Annotated in this window: 22 protein-coding genes, 2 tRNA genes, 3 rRNA genes and 1 other RNA gene; 13 read left to right on the top strand and 15 right to left on the bottom strand. The window is 57.3% G+C overall.

The genetic code is table 11. The features are described from left to right. The first annotated feature begins 2 nt into the window (after nucleotides 1-2). On the top strand, nucleotides 3-578 hold the full coding sequence (locus AADW57_RS04740; RefSeq protein ID WP_341668901.1) for a hypothetical protein: 576 nt from the start codon (nucleotides 3-5) through the stop codon (nucleotides 576-578). Between the two features lie 231 nt (nucleotides 579-809). Here AADW57_RS04740 and AADW57_RS04735 read toward each other — a convergent pair whose 3' ends face one another. From AADW57_RS04735 to AADW57_RS04710, 6 genes are all read right to left on the bottom strand, one after another. Then, nucleotides 810-1,175, bottom strand: coding sequence for a DUF4870 family protein (locus AADW57_RS04735; protein ID WP_341668900.1), 366 nt, complete (start codon nucleotides 1,173-1,175; stop codon nucleotides 810-812). 306 nt (nucleotides 1,176-1,481) lie between these two features. Continuing rightward, nucleotides 1,482-1,594 (bottom strand): 5S ribosomal RNA (rrf, locus tag AADW57_RS04730). A gap of 179 nt (nucleotides 1,595-1,773) precedes the next feature. Continuing rightward, nucleotides 1,774-4,656, bottom strand: a 23S ribosomal RNA gene (locus tag AADW57_RS04725). Between the two features lie 374 nt (nucleotides 4,657-5,030). Continuing rightward, a tRNA-Ala gene (locus AADW57_RS04720) sits at nucleotides 5,031-5,106 on the bottom strand. A gap of 11 nt (nucleotides 5,107-5,117) precedes the next feature. Continuing rightward, nucleotides 5,118-5,194 (bottom strand) — tRNA-Ile (locus AADW57_RS04715). A gap of 93 nt (nucleotides 5,195-5,287) precedes the next feature. Continuing rightward, a 16S ribosomal RNA gene (locus tag AADW57_RS04710) occupies nucleotides 5,288-6,823 on the bottom strand. Together the 16S, 23S and 5S rRNA genes with 2 tRNA genes alongside form the textbook arrangement of a ribosomal RNA operon. A gap of 1,143 nt (nucleotides 6,824-7,966) precedes the next feature. Between AADW57_RS04710 and AADW57_RS04705 the strand changes: the two genes are divergently transcribed. From AADW57_RS04705 to AADW57_RS04690, 4 genes are all read left to right on the top strand, one after another. Beyond that, entirely contained in the window at nucleotides 7,967-8,941 is a 975-nt protein-coding gene (locus tag AADW57_RS04705; protein ID WP_341668899.1) for a sulfurtransferase, read from the top strand. A gap of 32 nt (nucleotides 8,942-8,973) precedes the next feature. Continuing rightward, nucleotides 8,974-10,080 (top strand): YeeE/YedE family protein, encoded by a 1,107-nt coding sequence (locus AADW57_RS04700; protein ID WP_341668898.1) that lies wholly within the window; start codon nucleotides 8,974-8,976, stop codon nucleotides 10,078-10,080. Between the two features lie 9 nt (nucleotides 10,081-10,089). Further along, nucleotides 10,090-10,254, top strand: a complete 165-nt coding sequence (locus AADW57_RS04695) for a hypothetical protein (protein WP_341668897.1) — start codon at nucleotides 10,090-10,092, stop codon at nucleotides 10,252-10,254. 172 nt (nucleotides 10,255-10,426) lie between these two features. Next, a complete protein-coding gene (locus tag AADW57_RS04690; protein ID WP_341668896.1) occupies nucleotides 10,427-11,395 on the top strand; it encodes a nucleoside recognition domain-containing protein in 969 nt (322 codons plus the stop codon). Nucleotides 11,396-11,422: 27 nt separating this feature from the next. Here AADW57_RS04690 and msrA read toward each other — a convergent pair whose 3' ends face one another. Together msrA and AADW57_RS04680 are read right to left on the bottom strand one after the other, a co-directional pair. After that, on the bottom strand, nucleotides 11,423-11,947 hold the full coding sequence (gene msrA / locus AADW57_RS04685) for a peptide-methionine (S)-S-oxide reductase MsrA (protein ID WP_341668895.1): 525 nt from the start codon (nucleotides 11,945-11,947) through the stop codon (nucleotides 11,423-11,425). Next, nucleotides 11,944-12,312 carry a c-type cytochrome gene (locus AADW57_RS04680; protein WP_341669659.1) on the bottom strand — a complete coding sequence of 123 codons (369 nt, stop codon included), beginning with the start codon at nucleotides 12,310-12,312 and terminating at the stop codon, nucleotides 11,944-11,946. The genes msrA and AADW57_RS04680 overlap by 4 nt, the downstream gene beginning before the upstream one ends. Nucleotides 12,313-12,396: 84 nt before the next feature. Between AADW57_RS04680 and lgt the strand changes: the two genes are divergently transcribed. Then, entirely contained in the window at nucleotides 12,397-13,185 is a 789-nt protein-coding gene (lgt, locus tag AADW57_RS04675) for a prolipoprotein diacylglyceryl transferase (RefSeq protein WP_341668894.1), read from the top strand. 63 nt (nucleotides 13,186-13,248) lie between these two features. On the opposite strand, the gene ssrS is transcribed toward lgt, so the two are convergent. From ssrS to AADW57_RS04660, 3 genes are all read right to left on the bottom strand, one after another. After that, a non-coding RNA gene (gene ssrS / locus AADW57_RS04670) (6S RNA) lies at nucleotides 13,249-13,432 on the bottom strand. A gap of 59 nt (nucleotides 13,433-13,491) precedes the next feature. Next, complete coding sequence (locus tag AADW57_RS04665; RefSeq protein WP_341668893.1) at nucleotides 13,492-13,803, bottom strand: cell division protein ZapA; 312 nt, start codon at nucleotides 13,801-13,803, stop codon at nucleotides 13,492-13,494. A 3-nt stretch (nucleotides 13,804-13,806) separates the two neighbouring features. Beyond that, nucleotides 13,807-14,211, bottom strand: coding sequence for a hypothetical protein (locus AADW57_RS04660; RefSeq protein ID WP_341668892.1), 405 nt, complete (start codon nucleotides 14,209-14,211; stop codon nucleotides 13,807-13,809). Nucleotides 14,212-14,553: 342 nt separating this feature from the next. On the opposite strand from AADW57_RS04660, the gene AADW57_RS04655 reads away from it, so the two are divergent. Together AADW57_RS04655 and AADW57_RS04650 are read left to right on the top strand one after the other, a co-directional pair. Further along, the gene (locus AADW57_RS04655; RefSeq protein ID WP_341668891.1) at nucleotides 14,554-15,012 is read left to right on the top strand and encodes a tripartite tricarboxylate transporter TctB family protein; all 459 of its coding nucleotides are present in this window, start codon (nucleotides 14,554-14,556) and stop codon (nucleotides 15,010-15,012) included. Nucleotides 15,013-15,029: 17 nt separating this feature from the next. Further along, nucleotides 15,030-16,535 (top strand): tripartite tricarboxylate transporter permease, encoded by a 1,506-nt coding sequence (locus AADW57_RS04650; protein WP_341668890.1) that lies wholly within the window; start codon nucleotides 15,030-15,032, stop codon nucleotides 16,533-16,535. 304 nt (nucleotides 16,536-16,839) lie between these two features. On the opposite strand, the gene AADW57_RS04645 is transcribed toward AADW57_RS04650, so the two are convergent. Continuing rightward, on the bottom strand, nucleotides 16,840-17,076 hold the full coding sequence (locus tag AADW57_RS04645; RefSeq protein WP_341668889.1) for a hypothetical protein: 237 nt from the start codon (nucleotides 17,074-17,076) through the stop codon (nucleotides 16,840-16,842). A 128-nt stretch (nucleotides 17,077-17,204) separates the two neighbouring features. On the opposite strand from AADW57_RS04645, the gene AADW57_RS04640 reads away from it, so the two are divergent. Beyond that, nucleotides 17,205-18,116: an NAD(P)-dependent oxidoreductase gene (locus tag AADW57_RS04640; protein ID WP_341668888.1), complete on the top strand. Its 912-nt coding sequence runs from the start codon at nucleotides 17,205-17,207 to the stop codon at nucleotides 18,114-18,116. Here the strand turns inward: AADW57_RS04640 and AADW57_RS04635 are convergent. Genes AADW57_RS04635 through AADW57_RS04625 form a run of 3 tightly spaced genes read right to left on the bottom strand, consistent with a single transcriptional unit; the run spans nucleotide 18,111 to nucleotide 20,876 of the window. Further along, nucleotides 18,111-19,646 (bottom strand): sensor histidine kinase, encoded by a 1,536-nt coding sequence (locus tag AADW57_RS04635; RefSeq protein ID WP_341668887.1) that lies wholly within the window; start codon nucleotides 19,644-19,646, stop codon nucleotides 18,111-18,113. The two genes, AADW57_RS04640 and AADW57_RS04635, sit on opposite strands and share 6 nt — an antisense overlap. Further along, nucleotides 19,643-20,329, bottom strand: coding sequence for a response regulator (locus tag AADW57_RS04630; RefSeq protein WP_341668886.1), 687 nt, complete (start codon nucleotides 20,327-20,329; stop codon nucleotides 19,643-19,645). Before AADW57_RS04630 ends, AADW57_RS04635 begins: the two co-directional genes overlap by 4 nt. After that, nucleotides 20,310-20,876, bottom strand: coding sequence for an RNA pyrophosphohydrolase (locus AADW57_RS04625; RefSeq protein ID WP_341668885.1), 567 nt, complete (start codon nucleotides 20,874-20,876; stop codon nucleotides 20,310-20,312). Before AADW57_RS04625 ends, AADW57_RS04630 begins: the two co-directional genes overlap by 20 nt. 65 nt (nucleotides 20,877-20,941) lie before the next feature. On the opposite strand from AADW57_RS04625, the gene AADW57_RS04620 reads away from it, so the two are divergent. Genes AADW57_RS04620 through tolR form a run of 4 tightly spaced genes read left to right on the top strand, consistent with a single transcriptional unit; the run spans nucleotide 20,942 to nucleotide 24,284 of the window. Further along, on the top strand, nucleotides 20,942-22,678 hold the full coding sequence (locus tag AADW57_RS04620; protein WP_341668884.1) for a proline--tRNA ligase: 1,737 nt from the start codon (nucleotides 20,942-20,944) through the stop codon (nucleotides 22,676-22,678). Nucleotides 22,679-22,735: 57 nt separating this feature from the next. After that, nucleotides 22,736-23,161 carry a tol-pal system-associated acyl-CoA thioesterase gene (ybgC, locus tag AADW57_RS04615; protein ID WP_341668882.1) on the top strand — a complete coding sequence of 142 codons (426 nt, stop codon included), beginning with the start codon at nucleotides 22,736-22,738 and terminating at the stop codon, nucleotides 23,159-23,161. 2 nt (nucleotides 23,162-23,163) lie between these two features. Beyond that, nucleotides 23,164-23,838, top strand: a complete 675-nt coding sequence (gene tolQ / locus AADW57_RS04610; protein WP_341668880.1) for a protein TolQ — start codon at nucleotides 23,164-23,166, stop codon at nucleotides 23,836-23,838. Further along, entirely contained in the window at nucleotides 23,838-24,284 is a 447-nt protein-coding gene (tolR, locus tag AADW57_RS04605) for a protein TolR (RefSeq protein ID WP_341668879.1), read from the top strand. Before tolQ ends, tolR begins: the two co-directional genes overlap by 1 nt. Nucleotides 24,285-24,286 lie beyond the last annotated feature (2 nt).

Raw genomic sequence — 24,286 nt, 5'->3', positions numbered from 1 at the left:
TCATGTCGGACACTGCGAGCACTCTGAACCCTCCCCATGCCATCCCGGCCCTGCTTCAACAATTGCAGCAGGCGCAGCCGCAAGCCCAGATCGCCGTACTGCACTTCACGCCCGACCAGGCCAGCATCGGCATGGCTCGCAAAGGGGTACCGGTCCACATCGAACACTTTCCGCAACTCTCGCTCGATGCCCTGACCCGCGCTTGTTTTGCCGGACCCGGGCCTACCGCGCAACAGTTGGAACAAGCCATCGAACTCATCGAGGACGACATCCAACCTGCTCGTTTGGACTTGCGCCAGTTCCTGGTGTTTGCTTCCGGCCCGCAAGCCGCGCGCCTAAAGCAATGGATTGCCCATTCGTCGGGCCATGACAGCCACGCCCTGAGCCTGGAACAAGTGGAAAGCGCCTTTAATCTATACGCCGACGCCACTGTCGGTGCCGCCGCAGCCGGTTTAGCCGCCCAGGCCGGACCGGATTCCCCCCTTAAAGACACACAACTCGGGGCATATTTGCTACTGCTGCGCGAATGCCTGCACCATCTGCACATCACGCATATCCAGCTGCTCTGCGAACACTAAGAAAACTCAGCGGATGGCTGATCCCATGTACGGCGTAGGCAACCGTCCCGCCGTTCAGGCCAAGCACAGCAGTGCCGTTCTCGCCAGGCCGACCACAGCCGGCCCAGCGAGAATCCAAGTTTTTTTTCCGCTTGGCTCAAATGATTCGCCCACGACGAAGGAGTCCTCGACACTTCTCGAAGAACCATAAAAAAAGGTGTTCCTGCGAACACCTTTTTTTACTCGTGCAGATCAGTAATCCTGCCCCAAAGCTTGCCCACCGGAAAGAGCCAGCCAGCCCTTGATAAGGCGGTGGACAATCCAGACCAGCGCAACGACAGCGGTCACCCAACCGATAAAAATAGTAGTCAGCAGGCCACTGAGCACGACCCACAGCAATCCCCACCAGAACGTCTTGATAATCCAATCCAGGTGACTGGCATAGATCGTTCCCGAAGCATCGCTTCGCTTGACGTAGGCCAGAATAACTGCAGCCACGGCAGCAGCGCCAAAAAGACCCGCACTGATCATGGCCAGCGAAAACAGGGCATAACAGATATGCGTAATCTTGCGCAGCGGCAGGCCAGGTTCAAATTCGGGATTGACGGACTGGTTCATGCAGTTCTCCTGAATCAAGCATTAACAACAACGGTAGCCACTCATTTTACCTGTTCTTGCCATACGTGCGAGGGTACTGATTGTTGATCACCGATGCCCCGTCGTCTGGACGTTATTTTGGATATTGCTTGGGCTGGGTTTGAGTGTTGTGCGTGCGCTGTGCTGGAGAGTGCTTGGGCGGCGTGCAGGCCGGGGTGGATGCGTTCAGGCGCATGTAGGCAGGAATCGAGCCGTGCATCGGCGTTGCGTCGCCCTAAAAGACAAAACCCCCACAAGCGAGGCTTGCGGGGGTTTTGAGCAATAAGAGCTTGACGATGACCTACTTTCACAGACGTCCGTCCACTATCATCGGCGCAAAGGCGTTTCACAGTCCTGTTCGGGATGGGAAGGCGTGGGACCACCTTGCTATGGTCGTCAAGCGTAACTGGTTGCCAGGTTGTCTTGTGGACAGCCTAGCCAATTTGGAAGAAGCACCTTGCCAGGATCAGTACGGATCGCTTAGCAAGTGTTTACGAAGGGTTTGAGCGCGGGCTGCGCTGCACTTCAATATTACGTTCTGTGGTCAACAACTTGTACTCACTACAACCACAAGGGTTATAGGATCAAGCCACACGGGCAATTAGTACTGGTTAGCTACATGCATTACTGCACTTCCACACCCAGCCTATCAACGTCCTGGTCTCGGACGACCCTACAGGGGGGTCAAGCCCCCGGGATACCTAATCTTCAGACGAGTTTCCCGCTTAGATGCCTTCAGCGGTTATCTCTTCCGTACGTAGCTACTCGGCAATGCCATTGGCATGACAACCGATACACCAGTGGTACGTCCACTCCGGTCCTCTCGTACTAGGAGCAGGCTCCGTCAAGTATCCAACGCCCACGGCAGATAGGGACCAAACTGTCTCACGACGTTTTAAACCCAGCTCACGTACCTCTTTAAATGGCGAACAGCCATACCCTTGGGACCGGCTACAGCCCCAGGATGAGATGAGCCGACATCGAGGTGCCAAACACCGCCGTCGATATGAACTCTTGGGCGGTATCAGCCTGTTATCCCCAGAGTACCTTTTATCCGTTGAGCGATGGCCCTTCCATACAGAACCACCGGATCACTATGTCCTACTTTCGTACCTGTTCGACTTGTCAGTCTCACAGTCAAGCACGCTTATGCCATTGCACTATCAGAACGATTTCCGACCGTTCCTAGCGTACCTTCGAACTCCTCCGTTACACTTTGGGAGGAGACCGCCCCAGTCAAACTGCCCACCATGCACGGTCCCCGATCCCGATAAGGGACCTAGGTTAGAACCGCAAACAGACCAGGGTGGTATTTCAAGGTTGACTCCACGCAGTCTGGCGACCACGCTTCAACGTCTCCCACCTATCCTACACAGGCCGGTTCACAGTTCAATGCAAAGCTACAGTAAAGGTTCATGGGGTCTTTCCGTCTAGCCGCGGGGAGATTGCATCATCACAACCATGTCAACTTCGCTGAGTCTCAGGAGGAGACAGTGTGGCCATCGTTACGCCATTCGTGCAGGTCGGAACTTACCCGACAAGGAATTTCGCTACCTTAGGACCGTTATAGTTACGGCCGCCGTTTACCGGGGCTTCGATCAAGAGCTTGCACCCCATCACTTAACCTTCCGGCACCGGGCAGGCGTCACACCCTATACGTCCACTTTCGTGTTTGCAGAGTGCTGTGTTTTTAGTAAACAGTCGCAGCCACCGATTCACTGCGGCCTCTTCGTGCTCCGTGCGCAGGCACTTCACACTAATGAGGCATACCTTCTCCCGAAGTTACGGTATTAATTTGCCGAGTTCCTTCTCCTGAGTTCTCTCAAGCGCCTTGGAATATTCATCCCGTCCACCTGTGTCGGTTTGCGGTACGGTCTCGTAGAGCTGAAGCTTAGAGGCTTTTCTTGGAACTGCTTCCAGTCAGTTTAGAGCCGAAGCTCTATTCAGTCACACCCTTGAATTATGCACCCGGATTTGCCTAAGTGCCTTCTACGATGCGCCAACGGGGACATCCAACACCCCGATGACCTTCTGCAATCCGTCCCCCCATCGCACTCTACGACGGTGCGGGAATATTAACCCGCTTCCCATCAGCTACGCATCTCTGCCTCGCCTTAGGGGCCGACTCACCCTGCGCCGATGAACGTTGCGCAGGAAACCTTGGACTTACGGCGAGGGGGCTTTTCACCCCCTTTATCGCTACTCATGTCAGCATTCTCACTTCCGATACCTCCAGCATTCCTCACGGAACACCTTCACAGGCTTACGGAACGCTCTCCTACCATGTGTACAAAGTACACATCCGCAGCTTCGGTCTATGGCTTAGCCCCGTTACATCTTCCGCGCAGGACGACTCGATCAGTGAGCTATTACGCTTTCTTTAAAGGATGGCTGCTTCTAAGCCAACCTCCTGACTGTCTATGCCTTCCCACTTCGTTTCCCACTTAGCCATAGTTAGGGACCTTAGCTGGCGGTCTGGGTTGTTTCCCTCTTGAGTCCGGACGTTAGCACCCGGTGCTCTGTCTCCCACGCTGTACTTGTCGGTATTCGGAGTTTGCCATGGTTTGGTAAGTCGCTGTGACCCCCTAGCCATAACAGTGCTCTACCCCCGACAGTAATACGTGAGGCACTACCTAAATAGTTTTCGGAGAGAACCAGCTATCTCCAGGCTTGTTTAGCCTTTCACTCCGATCCACAGCTCATCCCCTAATTTTTCAACATTAGTGGGTTCGGTCCTCCAGCACGTGTTACCGTGCCTTCAACCTGGCCATGGATAGATCGCCTGGTTTCGGGTCTACACCCAGCGACTGAATCGCCCTATTCGGACTCGCTTTCGCTACGCCTCCCCTATTCGGTTAAGCTTGCCACTGAATGTAAGTCGCTGACCCATTATACAAAAGGTACGCAGTCACACCACGAAGGTGCTCCTACTGTTTGTATGCATATGATTTCAGGATCTATTTCACTCCCCTTCCGGGGTTCTTTTCGCCTTTCCCTCACGGTACTGGTTCACTATCGGTCGATCACGAGTATTTAGCCTTGGAGGATGGTCCCCCCATATTCAGACAGGATTTCACGTGTCCCGCCCTACTTGTTCGATGCTTAGTTCCACGTATTGCATTTCGTCTACAGGGCTATCACCTGCTACGGCTGGACTTTCCATTCCATTCGACTATGTAATACGCTAAAACATCCAGGCTGGTCCGGTTTCGCTCGCCACTACTTCCGGAATCTCGGTTGATTTCTTTTCCTCGAGTTACTGAGATGGTTCAGTTCACTCGGTTCGCCTCCACATACCTATGTATTCAGTATGGGATACCGCATTGCTGCGGTGGGTTTCCCCATTCGGACATCTACGGATCAAAGCTTGTTTGCCAGCTCCCCGTAGCTTTTCGCAGGCTACCGCGTCCTTCATCGCCTGTGATCGCCAAGGCATCCATCATATGCACTTATTCGCTTGATCCTATAACGCTTACGGCTATAGGATATATGAGTATACGTTGTTGCCGTTCATCAATCCTTAGCTGTCATCCAATCCGAGGATTGAACAACGTCTATATTTTTGAGAACTTGTTGAACATAAATTGTTCGTGTTGCAATCACAACCCGTGCATTGTCTACATCGCTTCCTAAGAAATGATGCGTATCAGACAACACACCTTCGTTGTGCTTCTTCCTAATTGTTAAAGAGCAATTCGTGGGTTGCATAACCCAACGAGCAGTATTCTTTAAAAAGAACACTCTTCGTTGAATCTAGCGCCAGCCAAACCGTTGTTTGCCTGTGCCCTATACTCTGTCATGAATGATCAGTTACCGGCCTCTACCGCGATAAAGCGATGGTGGAGGATGACGGGATCGAACCGACGACCCCCTGCTTGCAAAGCAGGTGCTCTCCCAGCTGAGCTAATCCCCCGAGGTAATCGTTGGTGGGTCAAGTTGGAATCGAACCAACGACCCCCGCCTTATCAAGACGGTGCTCTAACCGACTGAGCTACTGACCCATCTATCACCACTGGGCGATAACCTTCATGGTCATGACATTAACTAACAGCCAATAAGTGTGGACGCTTTCGCTTTGCGAGCCATTCGCTCTAAAAGGAGGTGATCCAGCCGCACCTTCCGATACGGCTACCTTGTTACGACTTCACCCCAGTCATGAATCCCACCGTGGTAAGCGCCCTCCTTACGGTTAGGCTACCTACTTCTGGTGAAACCCACTCCCATGGTGTGACGGGCGGTGTGTACAAGACCCGGGAACGTATTCACCGCGACATTCTGATCCGCGATTACTAGCGATTCCGACTTCACGCAGTCGAGTTGCAGACTGCGATCCGGACTACGATCGGGTTTATGAGATTAGCTCCCCCTCGCGGGTTGGCGACCCTCTGTCCCGACCATTGTATGACGTGTGAAGCCCTACCCATAAGGGCCATGAGGACTTGACGTCATCCCCACCTTCCTCCGGTTTGTCACCGGCAGTCTCATTAGAGTGCTCTTGCGTAGCAACTAATGACAAGGGTTGCGCTCGTTGCGGGACTTAACCCAACATCTCACGACACGAGCTGACGACAGCCATGCAGCACCTGTGTTCCGGTTCTCTTGCGAGCACGGCCAAATCTCTTCGGCTTTCCAGACATGTCAAGGGTAGGTAAGGTTTTTCGCGTTGCATCGAATTAATCCACATCATCCACCGCTTGTGCGGGTCCCCGTCAATTCCTTTGAGTTTTAATCTTGCGACCGTACTCCCCAGGCGGTCAACTTCACGCGTTAGCTGCGCTACTGAAGCCTAACGGCCCCAACAGCTAGTTGACATCGTTTAGGGCGTGGACTACCAGGGTATCTAATCCTGTTTGCTCCCCACGCTTTCGTGTCTGAGCGTCAGTATTGTCCCAGGGGGCTGCCTTCGCCATCGGTATTCCTCCACATCTCTACGCATTTCACTGCTACACGTGGAATTCTACCCCCTCTGACATACTCTAGCTCGGCAGTTAAAAATGCAGTTCCAAGGTTGAGCCCTGGGATTTCACATCTTTCTTTCCGAACCGCCTACACACGCTTTACGCCCAGTAATTCCGATTAACGCTTGCACCCTACGTATTACCGCGGCTGCTGGCACGTAGTTAGCCGGTGCTTATTCTGCAGATACCGTCAGCAGCGCTTCGTATTAGGAAGCGCCTTTTCTTCTCTGCCAAAAGTACTTTACAACCCGAAGGCCTTCATCATACACGCGGGATGGCTGGATCAGGGTTTCCCCCATTGTCCAAAATTCCCCACTGCTGCCTCCCGTAGGAGTCTGGGCCGTGTCTCAGTCCCAGTGTGGCTGGTCGTCCTCTCAAACCAGCTACGGATCGTCGCCTTGGTGGGCCTTTACCCCACCAACTAGCTAATCCGATATCGGCCGCTCCAATAGTGAGAGGTCTTGCGATCCCCCCCTTTCCCCCGTAGGGCGTATGCGGTATTAGCCACTCTTTCGAGTAGTTATCCCCCGCTACTGGGCACGTTCCGATACATTACTCACCCGTCCGCCACTCGCCACCAAGAGAGCAAGCTCTCTCGTGCTGCCGTTCGACTTGCATGTGTAAAGCATCCCGCTAGCGTTCAATCTGAGCCAGGATCAAACTCTTCAGTTTAATCTCTGTGGTTGTCCCGTCTTGCGACGAGACCGATTGTGTCTCAAAGAAAAATTCAGAGTTTACACAAGGTAAAAACTTCATTTTTCGTCTGTGAGCACTTGATACAAACTTGTGGCGATTCCCGAAGGATTCGGCCCGCTCATTCCAAGCGCCCACACTTATCGGCTGTTAATTGTTAAAGAGCAGTGACAGTTGCCTGTCGTTCTACTGGCTGATTCGGCCGGCGCGTTACGCTGTGTGGCGTTTCGTGCCTTGCTGTTTCAGCAGCAGAAAAACGAGATTATGAAGCGTTTTTCGCAGTGTGTCAAGCGTTTTTTTGAAGTTCGTTTGAGCGTTTTGGGTAGAACCTAAACCGATCAAACTTGTTCCCGCTTGAACCAGAACCGGATGAAGCCATCTGATTCCGTACTGCTTAACTTCACAAGCTACAAAGGTAAATTTTAAGACATCGCTAAAAACTTAACTTTGCAATCTCGTTTGCAGAATTTAGAACTTTAACATGAAAAACTGAAATCATGCAAGCTTTATTTTCTGCCGATTGATTCAGACTTCGGTGCGGGCCATTGAGCCAAGGCGGTGAAATCGAACTAACCGCTTGCTGTACCGCTTCGGGAAAACCCTGTTCGCTGCAGCAAGAAAGAAACTATAGCACGGTGTTTTCCTAAATAGCAAGACATATCTCTATTTTTCCACTGCATTTCTGGGTGGAGCATATGGGAATAACACCAACCCATTGATACATAATGATTTATATGAATGTAAAAATTTAATTCAAACAAACCGACTACTCACCCCTCATCCTGCGCACCTACCTACCTACCTACCTACCTACCTACCTACCTACCTACCTACCTACCTACCTACCTACCTACCTACCTACCTACCTACCTACCTACCTACCTACCTACCTACCTACCTACCTACCTACCTACCTACCTACCTACCTACCTACCTACCTACCTACTCTCTATATATAGAGGGTGTAGGAAGTCCGCGTTTGTCCTCGGTAGGCAATCATTTAATCCTGAAGGAAATAAGCTAATCCCCAAATCGTTGTTATTCATCCAGGCCCTCTTTATTACCATAGTCTTTAAGCATCAAACATCTGGGGCCAGCCCCTGCTTACTATCGAGAGTAATAATGATCAAGCCTATTGTCGTTTCTCTGGCCCTGGCATTCAGCCCGTTGGCCTTGAGTCCTGCCGCGGCCCAGACTGGCGCAGCCGCATCCGCAGACCAAAGCTCTACTGGACAAGCCCTGATTTTTCCACGCGATCTGGCAAGCCACCTGAATGACCCCGCCTTGCGTATTCTGGATATACGCTCACCCGAGGAATACGCCGCGGGCCATGTACCCGGTGCCGTCAATACGCCTTACGGCGCTTTTCGCGGCCCAGCCGATAATGCCGGTGCCCTGCGTTCGGAAGCCGAGCTATCCGCGCTGTTCAGCAAGGCGGGCATCAGCAAGGACAGCTATGTGGTCGTGACCTATGCCGGTGCCAACCCGACAGACTTCGGCGCGGCTGCCCGTGTGTACTGGACACTGAAGGCAGGCGGACTGACCCAATTATCTATCCTGGATGGCGGTCTACAGGCATGGCAGGCACAAGGGCACGCTCTTAGCAAAGACACGCCTGCCATTACACCGACTCAATTCAACTATACATACCGGCAAGATATGGTCGCCAGCACGCAAGAGGTCGCCAGTTACATCCAGTCCGGGCAGCCCCCCGTTCTACTGGACGCCCGCCCGACCCCGTTCTTTCAAGGCGAACAACGCGTTGATGCCGCTGCCCGCTATGGCACGCTGCCAGGAGCGCGCGAACTGGACTTCAACACCTTCTTCAATAGCGACAAGCCTACGCTGAAAGACAAGAACGAAATCGTAAAGCTGGTGAAAGCACAAGGGCTGGATAACAAGCCCACCATCTCCTTCTGCAATACCGGCCACTGGGCGTCAACCAACTGGTTCGTGCTGTCCGAGATCGCCGGCAATCCTAATGTGCGGCTTTACCCGGAATCGGTGGTTGAGTGGAGCCGCAGTGATTTGCCTATGGATAACCAACCCTCCCGCTTCAAGGCCCTGAAGCTGGATACGCTGCGGGCTGTCAACTGATTCCGGTCCGCCGATCTTTTAGGTTTCTGATTATGCTTTTTTTGACTCGATCCGGATTTGTGCTGGCTGGGCTGGCACTGATTCTGGGCGTTACTGTGGTGGCAGGCTTGCGGCAAGGACTGCTGGCCATCCTTGGCATAGGCTTTGGCGCGGTATTGCAAGGCGCTCGTTTTGGCTTCACCACTGGCTGGCGTAACTATATAGAGCGCCGCGATCCCCAAGGCATCTGGGCACAGATGTTGCTGTTGGCATTGGCTGCCGCATTGACACTGCCGTTGATTGCCCGTGGCGGCGGCGAACTGGTCGGTGCCGTGGCCCCCCTGACCATCAGCCTGGTGCTGGGCGCTTTTTTATTTGGCGGCGCTATGCAATTGGCCGATGGCTGCGGTTCCGGCACGCTGTACAAAGCCGGCGCAGGCGCACCGATTTCGTTTGCCGTGCTGCCGGCATTTGCCATTGGCAGTTTTCTAGGGGCTTCGCATCAACCCGCCTGGATCAACCTGGGCGGCCTGCCGGCGGTAGACCTTAACCAAGAGCTAGGCTGGCCCCTTGCCCTGCTTCTGACAATAGCCGCTTGCGGCGCTGTGGCCTGGCTGGTGGGCCGGGGTGCCCGTCGCCATCAAGCGGAAACCGGCGCAACGCCAGCCAAATGGGCCATGCGCTGGTGGATGGGAGCTTTGCTGCTGGCCTTGCTGTATTTAATTCATATGATCGTAGCCGGCCAACCCTGGGGCATTGTCTATGGCATAGGCCTATGGGGAGCCAAAGTATTCGCCGCACTGGGATGGTCCCCTGTCGGGGATGCCTTCTGGGGTGCCGCCCCACATGCGCAACGTCTGGCCGAACCTGTGCTGGCCGATGTAACTTCCGTGACCAATTTCGGACTGATCCTGGGCGCAATGGCAGCATCCCGCTGGCACCACCCCGTCCAGTTCAAGGCTCCTGCCGCGCGCACGCTCTGGGTGGGGGCCGTGGCGGGTTTGATCATGGGGTACAGCGCACGCATGGCCTTCGGCTGCAATGTCGGCGCTTTCCTGGGTGGCATCGCATCGGCAAGCCTGCATGGCTGGATCTGGTTTGCGCTGGCGTTTGCCGGGTCTATTATCGGTGTCCGCATCCGGCATCGTCTCAACCCCTAAAGGCGTACCATGAACAAGACTACCTTTAGATTGATCACCAGCACATTCTGGTTGCTCGTGGTGCTGCTGATCGTCATGGACAGCCTGCAACCACGTCCTTACACCCCCGAACCCCCGCCCATCGCGCTGGGCAGCGGGCAGGCCGCCAGCGGCGGACACTGCTCCGGTCGATAAACCACCACGCGGCACACAACGCATTGATCCGCCCCGCAAGGCAGGTCAATGCGCCCGGGCCGGGCAAGCAGCAAGCACTGAAATTACCGGGTGTGCGCACCCATACCACCAGTCCGGGAAACGGACCGGCTACTGTGCTAGCATCGTTGCACCTTCTTTGCTTGCTCGTCCCATGGCCCATTATCTCTACACCCTGTTGCTGCGCAGCCTGCGCATGTTCTATACGGTCGCCCGCATCATGCTGCCTATCATGATAGGCGTGCGTATTGCGGCACAACTGGGGCTGGTCGAGATGGCCGGTCGTTTCATCGGCCCTGTCATGGCCTGGGTGGGTTTGCCCCCCGAAGCAGGCATTGTCTGGGCAACAACGGCCTTGGCCGGCATTTATGCAGGCATAGGCTCGATGGCGGCACTAGGAGACACCCTGAGCCTGAATGCCGCCCAAGTCAGCATTCTGGGCAGCATGATGCTGCTTGCCCACAATCTGCCTATGGAACAAGCCATTGTCCGCAAGGCAGGAGCCAGCTTCTGGTTGACTGCCCTTCTACGCTTGGGCTGCGCTCTGCTCTATGCCGCCCTGCTGGCCTGGTTGCTACCCGCTGCCGGTCTGTTGCAAGAACCCATCTCGCTGTCTTGGCTTTATGGTCAAGCCAGCTCTACCCAAGGCGGCTGGGAAGGCTGGACGGACTGGCTGCTGGGTACAGCCGGTTCGCTGCTGATGACCTGGCTGATTATTCTGGGCTTGCTGCTTGCTCTATCTATATTGGAAAAAATCGGCGTTACCCGGCTGCTGACCCGGCTGCTGTTGCCCCTGCTGCGATTTTCCGGACTGGAAGAGCGCGTCGCCCCCACCACGACAGTCGGCGTACTGCTGGGGCTGAGCTATGGCGGGGCCCTGATCATCGACGAGTCCCGACAACAGAACTACAGTCCGCGCACCCGATTACTGGCCTTGTCCTGGCTATCGCTGTGCCACTCCCTGATCGAGGACACCTTGCTGATCATGGCCCTGGGGGCCAATTTCTGGGTGGTGGTCGCCGGCCGCATTGCACTGACCTTGCTGGTCGTCGGCGCAATGGCCCGCCTGACCCTGCCGGGTTCACCGCTATACCGGCGTTACCTGACCAGCGCGGGCAGTTGACCGACTGCCCGCGCCTGCAAAAAAGACTTAAACCAGCAACGCCTGAAAGCGCTGGCGGAACTTGCTGAGCTTGGGCGCAATGACCATCTGGCAATAACCTTGCTCGGGATTGCGGGCAAAGTAATTATGGTGATAGGTCTCGGCAGGCCAGAACGTGGAACTGTCCAGCACATGCGTAACAATGGGCTGATCAAATTCGCTCTGCAGACTGTCGATAACTTCGAACGCGATGCGACGCTGTTCGTCGTTCTGACAAAAAATGGCCGATGCATACTGCGGTCCCACATCCGCCCCCTGACGATCCAACGTGGTGGGGTCGTGTGTCAGGAAAAACACGTGCAGCAGATCCCGGAAGGAAATGACCGCTGGATCGAACTCCACGCGCACCACCTCGATATGCCCGGTCTGCTTGCCGCACACCTGCTCGTATGTAGGCTCGTCCACGTGGCCGCCACAGTAACCCGGCACAACGGACTGCACCCCGCGCAGTGCCTGAAACACTCCTTCGGTACACCAAAAACACCCACCGCCCAATACGGCTGTTTCTTTCATGGAGACTCCTTCGTTGACGTATCAGTCAGATTCAGCAGCCAGGCCGCTATGGCCCGCGCCTGCTCGGCGTTAACCCTGTTTTGGGCCGGCATGGGGATGGCCCCCCAGTTGCCTCGACTGCCCTGGCGGATCTGCTTTTCCAAATAGCGCTGGGCAGCGGCTCTATCGCCCTGCGCATACCGCCGGGCGACATCCATGAACGGAGGACCGACCCTTTTTCTGTCCATCTGATGGCAGGACAAACATTGTGTCTGCAACAGGGTCTGGATAGATACCGTATCAGCCTTTGCCGCTGGATTAAAGCCGGCCAGCACACAAAGCACTACCAATAGTAAACAGGATGTCCTGCAAGCAAGGCGCGTCATCATCCTTCCCTTACAATTTAGCCGCCCCCGGCAAGGCGCGGCATTCGCGTTATTATCTGACATTCACCTCTGGAATGGGCAAGCATGTTAATACACCCGCAGTTTGATCCTGTCGCCATACAAATCGGTCCTGTCGCGATCCACTGGTATGGGCTGATGTATCTGATCGGCTTCGGCCTGGTGTGGCTGGCCGGCAGCGCCCGCATCCGCGCCGGCCAGACCGTTCTAAGCCGCAAAGACCTGGAAGATCTGATCTTTTACTGCGTCTTTGGGGTGGTGCTTGGCGGAAGGCTGGGATACACCCTGTTTTATCAACCTTCCTATTACCTGTCCCACCCACTGGAAATCCTATATGTGTGGACAGGTGGCATGTCCTTTCATGGCGGCTTGATCGGCGTGCTAGTGGCCATTGCCCTGTTCGCCCGTTCGCGCCAACGCCGCTTTCTGGAAGTCGGCGACTTTCTGGCTCCCCTGATTCCGCTTGGACTGATGGTGGGACGCCTGGGTAATTTCATCAATGGCGAACTATGGGGACGCCCCAGCGATGTGCCGTGGGCCATGGTGTTCCCGCAAGTCGACGCCACTGCCCGCCATCCGTCACAGCTCTACGAAATGGCGCTGGAAGGTATCGTCCTGTTTGCGCTGCTCTGGTGGTTCACGCGCCGCCCCCGCCCTGTGGGCCAGGCCAGCGCTCTGTTTTTGATCGGCTACGGTGTTTTTCGTTTCGGCGTGGAATACACGCGCGAACCGGACCAATTCCTGGGCCTGCTCAGCGCCGGCCTATCTATGGGCCAATGGCTGTCAATCCCCATGATTGCAGCCGGCATCGTTCTATTTTTGTTCAGCAGCCGCCACCCGGCCAGACAGAACTGATTTCTGCCCCTGGCCACCAGACAAGAAAAAGCCCGCTCTCGATTCGAGAGCGGGCTTTTTTGCAATTGCCCCACCGTTGCCGTCTAGACCGGCATCCTGGAACCGGAGGTCCAAGATCGGCTGTCATCAGGCCAGCTTCGGGTTCATCGACGAGGATGAGCGCTCCTACTGGCCAATCCAACAACCTGAGTGCCATAAGCATTGGTTCAAGGAATGTATGGTCAAGTCACGAACACGGCAGGGACTTACTGGTATGAAAAACGGCTTGCGGATCGTTAACGAAGCAAGCCGCCTTCAAAATTGGGGCTAGCGCGGCGTGGAAGAAGGACCTAGCAATTGGTCTATCAATCCGTGCATGTCTTCAATTTTACGCTTGAAATCGCCAAAAGCAACATTAGCAAGCGGACCATCCGGTGCCTTAGCGGATAAAAGCTCGCTGGCGATCTGGATGGCCGCCATGACGGCAATACGTTCGTTGCCTGAAACACGCCCCGACCCTTTGATCGATTGCATGCGCTGATCAACCAGCTTGACGGCATCGAGGAGCTTGGCTTTTTCGGGTGTAGGGCACGCCAGAGAATAGTCTCGGCCCAGCAGGGAAATATCGACTCGTTCCATGACTTACTCCTGTACAGCGCCGGGCAGTCGCATAAGAATCGAACCGACCTGATGACGAGCCTGTTCAGCCACTTCGCGCATAACGCCAAGACCTGCCTGAGCGCTATCGAGCTCGCGGCGCAACGCCTGGACACGCGCCTGTTCCTGTTCCAGCAATACCTTGAGTTCGCGTTGTTCGGCCTGGGCCTGCGACTGCATCTGATCCAGTTGGCGCTGATGCGTCGCCACGCCGGAAGACAAGGACTCAAACTCGTCTTTCTGACGTTGATTTTGCTGGCGCAATGCGTCCAGTTCGGCGTCCTGATTCTTCAGGCGCGCCAACAAAGCAGCGCGCTCAGCCTGCAGCTGGCGCGACTGTTCAACCAGTTGACCGATGCGGTCAGCGAGAAAATCAAGATCTTGCAACATGGGCGTTATCGTAAACCATAGGCGGCGTTACTGGGTAGGGGAATTTCATACCAATCATAACCTTTCACCCTTCTTTCCATTACCTTTCAAGTTTCTTTCAAGGCACCTAATTATCAGCGCCCATTGTTCCTAAAAACCCCTAGATTCGGGAATTTTGCGGGAAAACCCCTAAAAACTTAGGGCTAGCCGGGGTTTCCAGTCCCTGCCCCCTCTATTACCATGCCTCACCCCTGCAGATCGGAGCCAGCATTACCCAGGGGAGTAAAGCGGGACTCCACCATAGAACACAGACACAGGAAATGAGATACATCATGTTTACCGAGAACAAGGAGAATCCACCCTATGCAAATCAGAAATAAACAGGACTTCTGGTCCGGCGTCATGTTTGTGGTGCTGGGTGCCGGCTTTGCCTTGGGAGCGACCAGCTATTCCATGGGCACGGCCGCCCGCATGGGCCCCGGCTACTTCCCGTTCTGGCTGGGCGTGTGCCTAAGCCTGCTCGGTGCCATTGTTGCCCTGGGAGCCCTGTCCCCAAAGGCCGAACAAACCGAGATCGAGAAATTCGACTGGAAGATCGCCATCGTCATCATCGGCTCGGTCCTGCTGTGCGGCGCAGCCCTTAATTTCTTGGGCGTCTATGTGTCCATCTTCATGCTGGTCATACTGAGCAGTTTCGCCAGCCACGAATTCAGTTGGCCTGTCGCGCTGGGTGCCGCCATTTTCCTGGTTGGGTTCGTCTACCTGGCTTTCATCAAAGGCCTGGGATTGGTGTTCCCCCTGTGGCCCACCTTTCTGGCATGAACGCGGAGTAAACGGACATGGAACTTATTGATCACCTCGTTCTGGGTTTCTCGGTTGCGGTTACGCCCGAAAACCTGGCTTATGCCTTGCTAGGCTGCCTGCTGGGCACCCTGATCGGCGTGCTGCCCGGCATCGGCCCCGTGCCAACCATTGCCATGCTGCTGCCCATTACCTATGTGCTGCCTCCGGTGGCCGGCCTGATCATGTTGGCCGGTATTTATTACGGCGCACAATACGGTGGCTCGACCACCGCCATTCTGGTGGCGCTACCCGGAGAAACGTCAGCCGTGGTCACTGTGCTGGACGGCCACCAGATGGCGCGCAATGGCCGAGCCGGCGCGGCCCTGGCTATTGCTGCCCTGGGTTCGTTCTTTGCGGGCTGCTTTGCCACCATTTTGCTGGCCGGTTTCGCACCGCCGCTGGCCGAAGTCGCCTTCAAGTTCGGACCGGCGGAGTATTTCTCGCTGATGGTGCTTGGCTTGGTGGGCGCAGTCGTACTGGCCTCGGGCTCGCTGCCCAAGGCCATCTGCATGATTCTGCTGGGCCTGCTGCTGGGCATGGTGGGCACGGACGTGAACTCCGGCGTTGCCCGCTACGACTTTGGCATCCCCGAACTGCAAGACGGCATCGACTTCGCCGTGGTCGCCATGGGTGTATTTGGTTTCTCTGAAATCATGAACAACCTGGAGCTGCGCGACCAGCGTGTGGAAATCACCGACAAGGTCGGCTCGCTGTATCCCAACAAGCAGGAATTCAAAGAAGCCTGGCCTGCCGCCGTACGTGGTACCGTCATGGGCTCCTGCCTGGGCATTTTGCCTGGTGGCGGTGCCGTGCTGTCGTCCTTCGCCTCTTACACACTGGAAAAGAAGATATCGAAGAACCCCGAGCGCTTTGGCAAAGGCCACCCCGCCGGCCTGGCTGGCCCTGAATCGGCCAACAACGCGGCGGCCCAGACATCCTTCATCCCGCTGCTGACCCTGGGCATTCCCGGCAATGCCGTGACCGCCCTGATGATCGGTGCCATGACCATCCACAACATTCAGCCCGGCCCGCAGGTCATGACCAGCCACCCCGAGCTGTTCTGGGGCTTGATCGCCTCGATGTGGATCGGCAACCTGATGCTGGTTATCCTGAACCTGCCGCTGGTGGGATTGTGGGTAAAACTGTTGAAAGTGCCTTACCGCCTGCTGTTTCCAGCCATTCTGGTGTTCTGCACGGTCGGCGTGTATTCCCTGAACTACAACGTGTTCGACATCTGGGTCACCGCCATCTTCGGTCTGATCGGCTATATCTGGTCCAAGCTGCGCTGCGAAGGAGCCCCTTTGCTGCTGGGCCTGGTGCTTGGCCCCATGATGGAAGAAAACTTCCGCCGCGCCCTGCTGCTGTCCCGCGGTGACTACACCACCTTCGTGACCCGGCCGCTGTCGATGTCGCTGCTGGTGCTGGCTGCCTTGCTGGTCGTCATCGTTGCCCTGCCGGCCGTCAAGAAAAAACGAGAAGAAACCTTCATCGAAGAGGACTGAACCCGCGCCTGAACGGCAAAGGTACCGCCCACTCCCCCGTCCGGCAACAGACGGGGGATTTTTTTTGCTTCTTCGCTAAATACCGGGGATTCCTTTGGATTGGGCGGGCCGTTTGGGCCAAGCGTAGAGATCCTCGGGTTCTCGCCAGACCGACCCTAGCGGGCCTGGCGAGAACAGCACCGCAGTGCTTGGCCAAAATGGCGGGACGTATGCGTACGCCGTACAAAGTATCAGTCATCCGCAGAATTTCCTGTTTGGCATGAAGGCGTATGGCCGGAGCGATGTCATCGGTGTTTTGAGCCATTCAAGGCGCAGCACGCTCGGACAGGGCAGGTCGGATGGCTTGCCGCAGGCGGGGCGCGGGGACGGGAAGCAAGCGTCGTTCTGTTTGACGGCGGCGCTTGCTGCTCGCCTGGGGGGCGAGCAGCCCGCCGGAGTTAACGACGCGCCCGACCATGCGCCCCGACCAGGGCACCGGCGCACAGCGCCGGCAAGCCATCAGCCCTGTCCGAGCGTGCTGCGCCTTGAACAGCGTCTTCAAAAAGCCAGTTCCTCATCGACTTGGTAAATTGGCTCCTGGAGTTCTTCGAAGAACCTTTTTTTTATCCGCACTAGCTGCGCTAAGCTTGCTGTTTGAACCTTTATTACACAACGATCAGGGATACCATCATGCACACGTCCATACAGCCCAAAACCCACGACCGCACAACTCCCCAACGGGTCGCCTTCCTGGGGCTGGGCGTGATGGGCTACCCGATGGCCGGCCATCTGGCCCAGGCAGGCCATCACGTTACTGTGTATAACCGCAACCCGGAAAAAGCACGGCAATGGTGCGCACAGTTCCAGGGCCAGTCCGCCCCCACGCCTGCCCTGGCGGCGGCGCAGGCCGATATCGTCATGGCTTGCGTGGGCAATGACGATGATTTGCGCGCCGTCTTCCTGGGCCCAGATGGCGCACTGGCCGGCATGCAGGCAGGCGCGCTGTTCGTGGACCACACGACGGCCTCGGCGCAAGTCGCGCGCGAATTGGGGACGTTCGCGGCCCAGGCGCAGGTCGCCTTTGTGGATGCCCCTATTTCGGGCGGGCAGGCCGGCGCGCAGAAAGGCATGTTAAGCATTATGTGCGGGGGCCGGGAGCAGGATGTGGAACGCGCACGCCCGCTGATGCAGGCTTATGCGCAGGCCAGCACCTATATGGGTCCCCTGGGTTCCGGGCAGTTGTGCAAAATGGTGAACCAGATCGCCGTGGTCGGTCTGCTGCAAGGGTTGGCCGAAGCCATGGCCTTCGGCGAACGGGCCGGACTGGATATGGAACAAGTGCTGGCCGTCTTGACGAAAGGAGCGGCACGCAGCTGGCAGATGGAAACCAAAGGCCCCACCATGCTGGCGCGCGATTTCAAACCCGGCTTTACCGTGAACTGGATGCTGAAAGACCTGGGCCTGGTTCAGGACGAGGCACTGCGCAACGGAGCCCAACTCCCCGGCACCACACTGGTCCAGCAGCAGCTTGAGGCCATCGCCAGCCAGGGCGGGCTGGATCTGGACATCTCCAGCCTGTTCAGGCCGCTGGCCCGTTCATGACCCGGATTTACCCGGCAAGTCCGGTTGTGTCGCAGGCCGATAGCGCGGCAAGCGCAAGGTCGCTTTAAGGCCATAGCCGCCTATCTCGTTAGGTTCGCCGTCCGTCAGAACTATCGTGCCGCCATTGCGCTCGGCATACGCCAGAGCAATGGCCAGGCCCAGGCCGGACCCGGAACCGCGCCCGCCTTTGCGGGACGGCCCACCCCGGTCAAAGCGCACGAAAACGCTTTCCCGCAGACTGGCCGCCAGCCCCATGCCGTTGTCGGTCACGCTGACCCAGGCCTGCTGCTCGTCATAACCGGCAGACACGGTAATGGATGCCCCGCTACCGGCATGATTGATGGCATTGTGTATAAGATTGGCCAGCGATTCGTGCACTTCCACATCACTGGCATAGACCCAGACCGGAGCCTGGCCGCCGTCTTCGCCTGGCGCGATCCAGCCCAGATCTTGCCGCCGCTCGCGCGCCAGCGGCAAATACTGCAGCACCGCTTCCCGTCCCAGGCTGGCCAGATCCACCTGCCCCTGCGCCATAGATGTATGGTGACTGGCATGCGCCAGGGCCAGCAGCTGCTCAGTCAGCCGGGTTGCCTGCCCCAGTTGCTTGATAATGGCACCCAGGGACTCGCGCACGCGTTCGATATCCGGTTCGCGGCGCGCATATTGCGCTTGTGTATGGATGATAGCCAGCGGGGTACGCAACTGATGGGACGCATCGGCCAGAAACCGCGCCTGGCGCTCCAGCACAGCTTGGTAAAGCTCGATGTGGTGATTGATCGAACGCACCAGCGGCACCACTTCGCGGGGCACGTCGCGTTCGTCCAATGGGCGCAGGTCGTCCACACTGCGGCTGCGCACTTCCTGGCGCAATACCTGTAAAGGGCGCAGGGCCCAGGCCACGGCAAACCACACCATCAGAACGGCCAGGACCACCATGCGCAGATTGCGGAAAATCCCCTCGCGCCAGGCTTGCTGCTGGGTACGCAGGCGCAGATCCATGCTTTCGCCCACAATGACCAGCACCTGACGGTGCATGCCTTTGTAATGCAGATCACGCCACAAAGCCACCATGCGCACGGTATCGTTGCGAAAGAAAGCGTCGTAGAACACCGGCACCCCTTCGTGGTCGGCCAGACGTTCAGGGCGCGGCAAGCCTTCCATGCCCAGCATCGTGCGCCCTTTCAGTTGCAAGGCATCGGCACCGCCCAGATTGCGCACCAGCGGCGTAACTTCTTCGACACGGAAATACTTGCGATTGCCCGGCCGCGATTCCAGCATGACCTGCGCATAGAAAGGCGGGTCTATACGCAAACTGCCATCAGCATTGAACTCCACGCTGGTCTCCAGCACCTTGGCCGGTTCCAGCAAGGCGCTGTCGTATACGTTTTCCGTGACCGCATTCATGGCGCGGTCGTCTTCCCAGCTGTCATACAGCAACAAGGCCACCACGCCAGGAATCAATAAGACCAGCAGCCAGAACCGCAGGCCGCCCTGCCAGAGTCCGGGCGAGGAAGTGCTGGGGGCCGTCATGAAACGTCGGGTTCCGTCTCGACCACTTCCAGCATATAGCCCAGGCCGCGCACGGTAACGATATGCACATCGCTGTTGGCCAGCTTTTTACGCAGGCGATGCAGCACCACTTCGATGGCATCAGGACTGGCTTCACTGTCGTGCTCGAACACGCGGGCAAACAATTGAGATTTTTCCACCGGCATGCCGCTGCGGCTGATCAGCGCCAGCAGCGCGGCATGTTCGCGCGGCGTCAGATGCACAATGGCACCGTCCAAGGAAAAGGCGCGACTTTCCGGGTTGTATTCCAGGGAGCCGCAGGCCAGGGCCGGCGCGACCCGGCCACGGCTGCGCCGCACCAGCGCCGCCAGACGGGCTTCCAGCTCTTCGAGCGCAAAAGGCTTGGTCAGGAAATCGTCCGCCCCCAGATTCAGACCGCGTACGCGATCTTGCAAAGCCCCCTGGGCCGTCAGGATCAGTACCGGCGTCTGGTCGCCGCGATCGCGCATTTCGCGCAGCAGCACCAAACCATGCTTGTCCGGCAAGCGCAGATCCATGACGACGGCATCGTACTCGTTGCCCTCCAGCAGCGCCTGAGCAGTACGGGCATCATGCGCCGGATCAGGCAAAAAGCCGCTTTGCGCCAGCGCGCGTTCCAGCCAGGCGGCCATTTCGCGCTCGTCTTCAACCAGTAATATGCGCATGGTCCCTGCTGTCCAATGGCTCGGAGCCGGCTGCATTCTGCAAACGCTGACGCAGATAGCGGTTTTCCTGACGACGGCGGAAAAGAATATCCGACAGCTCGTTCAGGGCCTGCTTATAGACGTCCCGCTTGAACTCGATCACCGAATCCAGCGGCACCCAGTACTGGCTCCAGCGCCAGGCGTCGAACTCCGGTGTGTCGGACGCGCGCAGGCAGACATCGCTGTCGCGCCCAACCAGCCGCAGCAGAAACCAGATCTGTTTTTGACCTTTGTAATGACCACGCGCATCCCTGCGCACAAAATTATTAGGTACGTTATAGCGAAGCCAATCTCGCGTCCGGCCCAATATGCGGATATGTTCTGGCAGCAAGCCGACCTCTTCGTGCAATTCGCGGTACATCGCCTGCACGGGTGTTTCACCGTATTTGATACCGCCTTGCGGGAACTGCCAGGCATGTTCCCGGATACGCTTGCCCCAAAAAACCTCATTTTTGCGATTAACGAGGATAATTCCGACATTAGGACGGTAGCCTTCACGATCTAACATAGGCCACCTCTATGCGAATTCAATACAATTACAACTGATTATACGTACCTGACGAGTTCCCTACCATGCATGCTAGCCAGTATCACATCAATACCCTGAAAGAAGCGCCCACCGAAGCCGAGGTCGCCAGCCACCAGCTCATGACACGGGCCGGCATGATCCGCAAAGCCGCCGGCGGTATCTATACCTATATGCCTATGGGCCTGCGGGTGCTGCGCAAGATCGAAACCATCATCCGCGAAGAAATGAACCGCGCCGGTGCCATCGAATTGCTGATGCCCGTAGTCCAACCGGCCGAGCTTTGGGTCGAATCGGGTCGCTGGGAAAAATACGGCGACGAACTGCTGCGCATCAAAGATCGCCATCAGCGCGACTTTGTCTTGCAGCCCACCTCCGAAGAGGTCATTACCGACATCGCCCGCAACGAAATCCACAGCTGGCGCCAGTTGCCCGTGAACTTCTATCACATTCAAACGAAGTTCCGCGACGAGCGACGCCCCCGTTTCGGCTTGATGCGCGGGCGCGAGTTCACCATGAAGGATGCGTATTCCTTTGACCGCAGCGCCGAGGCTGCCCAGGCCAGCTACGACACCATGTACGACGCCTATATGCGCATCTTCCAGCGCCTGGGCCTGACTTTCCGGGCCGTAGCAGCGGATACCGGTTCCATCGGCGGCTCGCGCAGCCACGAATTTCAGGTCATTGCCGATACCGGCGAAGATTTGATCGTCTACAACCCCGACTCCGACTACGCCGCCAACATCGAGCTGGCCGACGCCCCCTGCCTGCTGGCCGAGCGTGCCGCCCCGACCGAAGGCCTGATCAAGACCGCCACGCCCGATGCCCCCAAGTGCGAGCTGGTTGCCGCACAGCTAGGCCGCGATCTGGCCGCCACCGTCAAATCCGTTGTCCTGGCCACCGATGTGCAAGAAGAAGATCGCACCACGACCACGGTGTATCTGCTGCTGGTGCGCGGCGATCACGAGGTCAATGACATCAAGGTATCCAAGCTGCCCGGCTTCGAGCAGGGGCACCGTCTGGCCACTGAAGAAGAAATTGTGGCGGCCTTCGGCTGCAAGCCTGGCTATTTGGGGCCCATAGGCACCCGCCAGCCCGTGCAACTGATCGCCGACCTGACGGTGGCCAACATGAGCGATTTCATCTGCGGGGCCAACGAGGAAGGCTTTCATTACACGGGCGTGAACTGGGGCCGCGACCTGCCCGAACCCGTCAAAGCGGACCTGCGCAACGTCGTGGCCGGCGATCCGGCTCCCGAAGGCGGCACCCTGGCCATCCAGCGCGGCATCGAAGTTGGCCACGTCTTCTTCCTGGGCGATACCTACTCGCGCAAGCTGCAAGCCACCTTTTTGGAAACCGATGGTAAACCCGCATTGATGCAGATGGGTTGCTACGGCATCGGCGTCAGCCGCATTGCCGCCGCCGCTATCGAACAGAACCACGACGAACGCGGCATTATCTGGCCACGCGCGCTGGCACCGTTCGAGGTGGTCATCTGCCCGATCGGCTTTACCAAGAGCGAAGCCGTGCGTCAGGCGGCCCTGGAGCTGTACACCCAACTGAAAGACCAGGGCGTGGACGTCATTCTTGACGATCGCGATGCCCGGCCCGGTATCATGTTTGCCGACTGGGAGCTGATCGGCGTGCCTTTGCGCGTCACTATCGGCGACCGTGGGCTCAAGGAGGGCATGGTCGAGCTGCAAGCCCGCCGCGACCCGGCCAGCACCCAAGTGCCGGTAGCCGATATCGCCCGGGCCGCGACCGAACGCCTGGCCGCTCTATAAGTATCTCTTTCGGACGGGTGCCGGCACCCGTCCGGCACAAACTCGCTTACCAACGACATGCTTACTGACAACTGGGGCTCCGAGTCCCGTCTCGATATTCGCGTATATTACGAAGACACCGATGCGGGCGGCATTGTGTACTACGCCAACTACCTGAAGTTCTTTGAACGCGCCCGAACGGAATGGCTGCGCTCCCTGGGAGTCCATCAATCTGATGTCGCCGAGCAGATTCAACGCCTGTTCGTAGTCAAGAAGGTTGAAATACAATACTGCAGACCTGCCCGGCTGGATGATTTGCTCTCGGTGCGCAGCCGCATTACCCGTATCGGGGCGGCCACCATCGATTTCGAACAGCGCGCCTGGCTGGACGGGGAACTGTTATGCCACAGCACCATCCAAATTGTTTGCGTGGACGCCAACACGCTGCGCCCAAGCAAGCTGGACTCTGACTTACGTACACTCTTGGAAAAGGTTCAGGACTGACCATGCAAGCTTCTAGCGACCTGTCGCTGATTTCGCTACTTCTCGATGCCAGCATCCCCGTTCAGCTTGTGATGCTGATTCTATTGGGCATCTCCATACTTTCGTGGGCCTATATTTTCAGCAAACGCGCTGCTCTCAAGCGCACGCTGGAACAGACCCGCCGCTTCGAGGACGACTTCTGGGCCGGCGGCGACCTGGCCGTGCTGCAACAGTCCATTGCCTCGCGTCGCGCCGAGCACGGTGCCCTGGCCCGCATTTTCGAGGCCGGCATGACCGAATTCATCAAAGCGCGCCGCAGCCAGACCAATGGCATGGCCCTGCTGGACGGTCCGCGCCGCGCCATGCGCGCCAGTTATCAGCGCGAAATGGATACGCTGGAAACCCACCTGAACTTTCTGGCCTCGGCCGGCTCGGTCAGCCCCTATATCGGGCTGCTGGGTACTGTTTGGGGGATCATGCACGCCTTCATCGGCTTGTCGGGCATGCAGCAAGCCACGCTGGCCTCGGTGGCCCCCGGTATCGCCGAAGCCCTGATCGCCACGGCCATCGGGCTGTTCGCGGCCATTCCTGCCGTCGTGGCCTATAACCGCTTCACCAACGAACTGGATCGCGTCTCGATCCGCTTCGACAGTTTCATCGACGAATTCCTGAACATCTTGCAGCGACAGGTGAACTGATGCCATCGATGCGTGGAAGCACCGGCCGATCCGGCCGGCGCATGAAAAACGAGATCAACGTCGTCCCCTACATCGACGTCATGCTGGTGCTGCTGGTGATCTTCATGGTCACCGCGCCCATGATCACTCCTGGCCTGATCGAACTGCCGTCCGTAGGACAGGCATCGGATGTGCCCGCCAAGCCGGTGGAAATTCAGGTGGACAAGGACGGCAAGGTGGCCATACGCCTGCGCGAACCCGGTTCCGAATTCATGGACATCGAAAAGTCCACCCTGCTCAACGAGGTTCGTTCGCGCCTGCAGCCGGACAGTCCGGTCGTCATTGCCGCAGACGGCAAGGTGCCCTACGAGACCGTCATGGAACTGATGGACGAGCTGCGCTCCAATGGCATCACCCGCCTGGGCCTGCTGGTCGACCAGAACACTGACGCCAGCGATCGCAAATAACA

The organism is Alcaligenes sp. SDU_A2, assembly GCF_038237375.1.
Classification (GTDB): Bacteria; Pseudomonadota; Gammaproteobacteria; order Burkholderiales; family Burkholderiaceae_B; genus Alcaligenes.
This window is presented reverse-complemented; position numbering and strand designations above follow the sequence as displayed.

Coding starts and splice junctions, on each gene's coding strand:
- tolR (WP_341668879.1), top strand. CDS start 23,838: ATGCCATCGATGCGTGGAAGCACCGGCCGATCCGGCCGGCGCATGAAA.
- AADW57_RS04695 (WP_341668897.1), top strand. CDS start 10,090: ATGAACAAGACTACCTTTAGATTGATCACCAGCACATTCTGGTTGCTC.
- AADW57_RS04690 (WP_341668896.1), top strand. CDS start 10,427: ATGGCCCATTATCTCTACACCCTGTTGCTGCGCAGCCTGCGCATGTTC.
- tolQ (WP_341668880.1), top strand. CDS start 23,164: ATGCAAGCTTCTAGCGACCTGTCGCTGATTTCGCTACTTCTCGATGCC.
- lgt (WP_341668894.1), top strand. CDS start 12,397: ATGTTAATACACCCGCAGTTTGATCCTGTCGCCATACAAATCGGTCCT.
- AADW57_RS04630 (WP_341668886.1), bottom strand. CDS start 20,329: ATGCGCATATTACTGGTTGAAGACGAGCGCGAAATGGCCGCCTGGCTG.
- AADW57_RS04640 (WP_341668888.1), top strand. CDS start 17,205: ATGCACACGTCCATACAGCCCAAAACCCACGACCGCACAACTCCCCAA.
- AADW57_RS04655 (WP_341668891.1), top strand. CDS start 14,554: ATGCAAATCAGAAATAAACAGGACTTCTGGTCCGGCGTCATGTTTGTG.
- AADW57_RS04735 (WP_341668900.1), bottom strand. CDS start 1,175: ATGAACCAGTCCGTCAATCCCGAATTTGAACCTGGCCTGCCGCTGCGC.
- ybgC (WP_341668882.1), top strand. CDS start 22,736: ATGCTTACTGACAACTGGGGCTCCGAGTCCCGTCTCGATATTCGCGTA.
- AADW57_RS04625 (WP_341668885.1), bottom strand. CDS start 20,876: ATGTTAGATCGTGAAGGCTACCGTCCTAATGTCGGAATTATCCTCGTT.
- AADW57_RS04665 (WP_341668893.1), bottom strand. CDS start 13,803: ATGGAACGAGTCGATATTTCCCTGCTGGGCCGAGACTATTCTCTGGCG.
- AADW57_RS04680 (WP_341669659.1), bottom strand. CDS start 12,312: ATGACGCGCCTTGCTTGCAGGACATCCTGTTTACTATTGGTAGTGCTT.
- AADW57_RS04650 (WP_341668890.1), top strand. CDS start 15,030: ATGGAACTTATTGATCACCTCGTTCTGGGTTTCTCGGTTGCGGTTACG.
- AADW57_RS04740 (WP_341668901.1), top strand. CDS start 3: ATGTCGGACACTGCGAGCACTCTGAACCCTCCCCATGCCATCCCGGCC.
- AADW57_RS04620 (WP_341668884.1), top strand. CDS start 20,942: ATGCATGCTAGCCAGTATCACATCAATACCCTGAAAGAAGCGCCCACC.
- AADW57_RS04635 (WP_341668887.1), bottom strand. CDS start 19,646: ATGACGGCCCCCAGCACTTCCTCGCCCGGACTCTGGCAGGGCGGCCTG.
- AADW57_RS04705 (WP_341668899.1), top strand. CDS start 7,967: ATGATCAAGCCTATTGTCGTTTCTCTGGCCCTGGCATTCAGCCCGTTG.
- AADW57_RS04700 (WP_341668898.1), top strand. CDS start 8,974: ATGCTTTTTTTGACTCGATCCGGATTTGTGCTGGCTGGGCTGGCACTG.
- AADW57_RS04660 (WP_341668892.1), bottom strand. CDS start 14,211: ATGTTGCAAGATCTTGATTTTCTCGCTGACCGCATCGGTCAACTGGTT.
- msrA (WP_341668895.1), bottom strand. CDS start 11,947: ATGAAAGAAACAGCCGTATTGGGCGGTGGGTGTTTTTGGTGTACCGAA.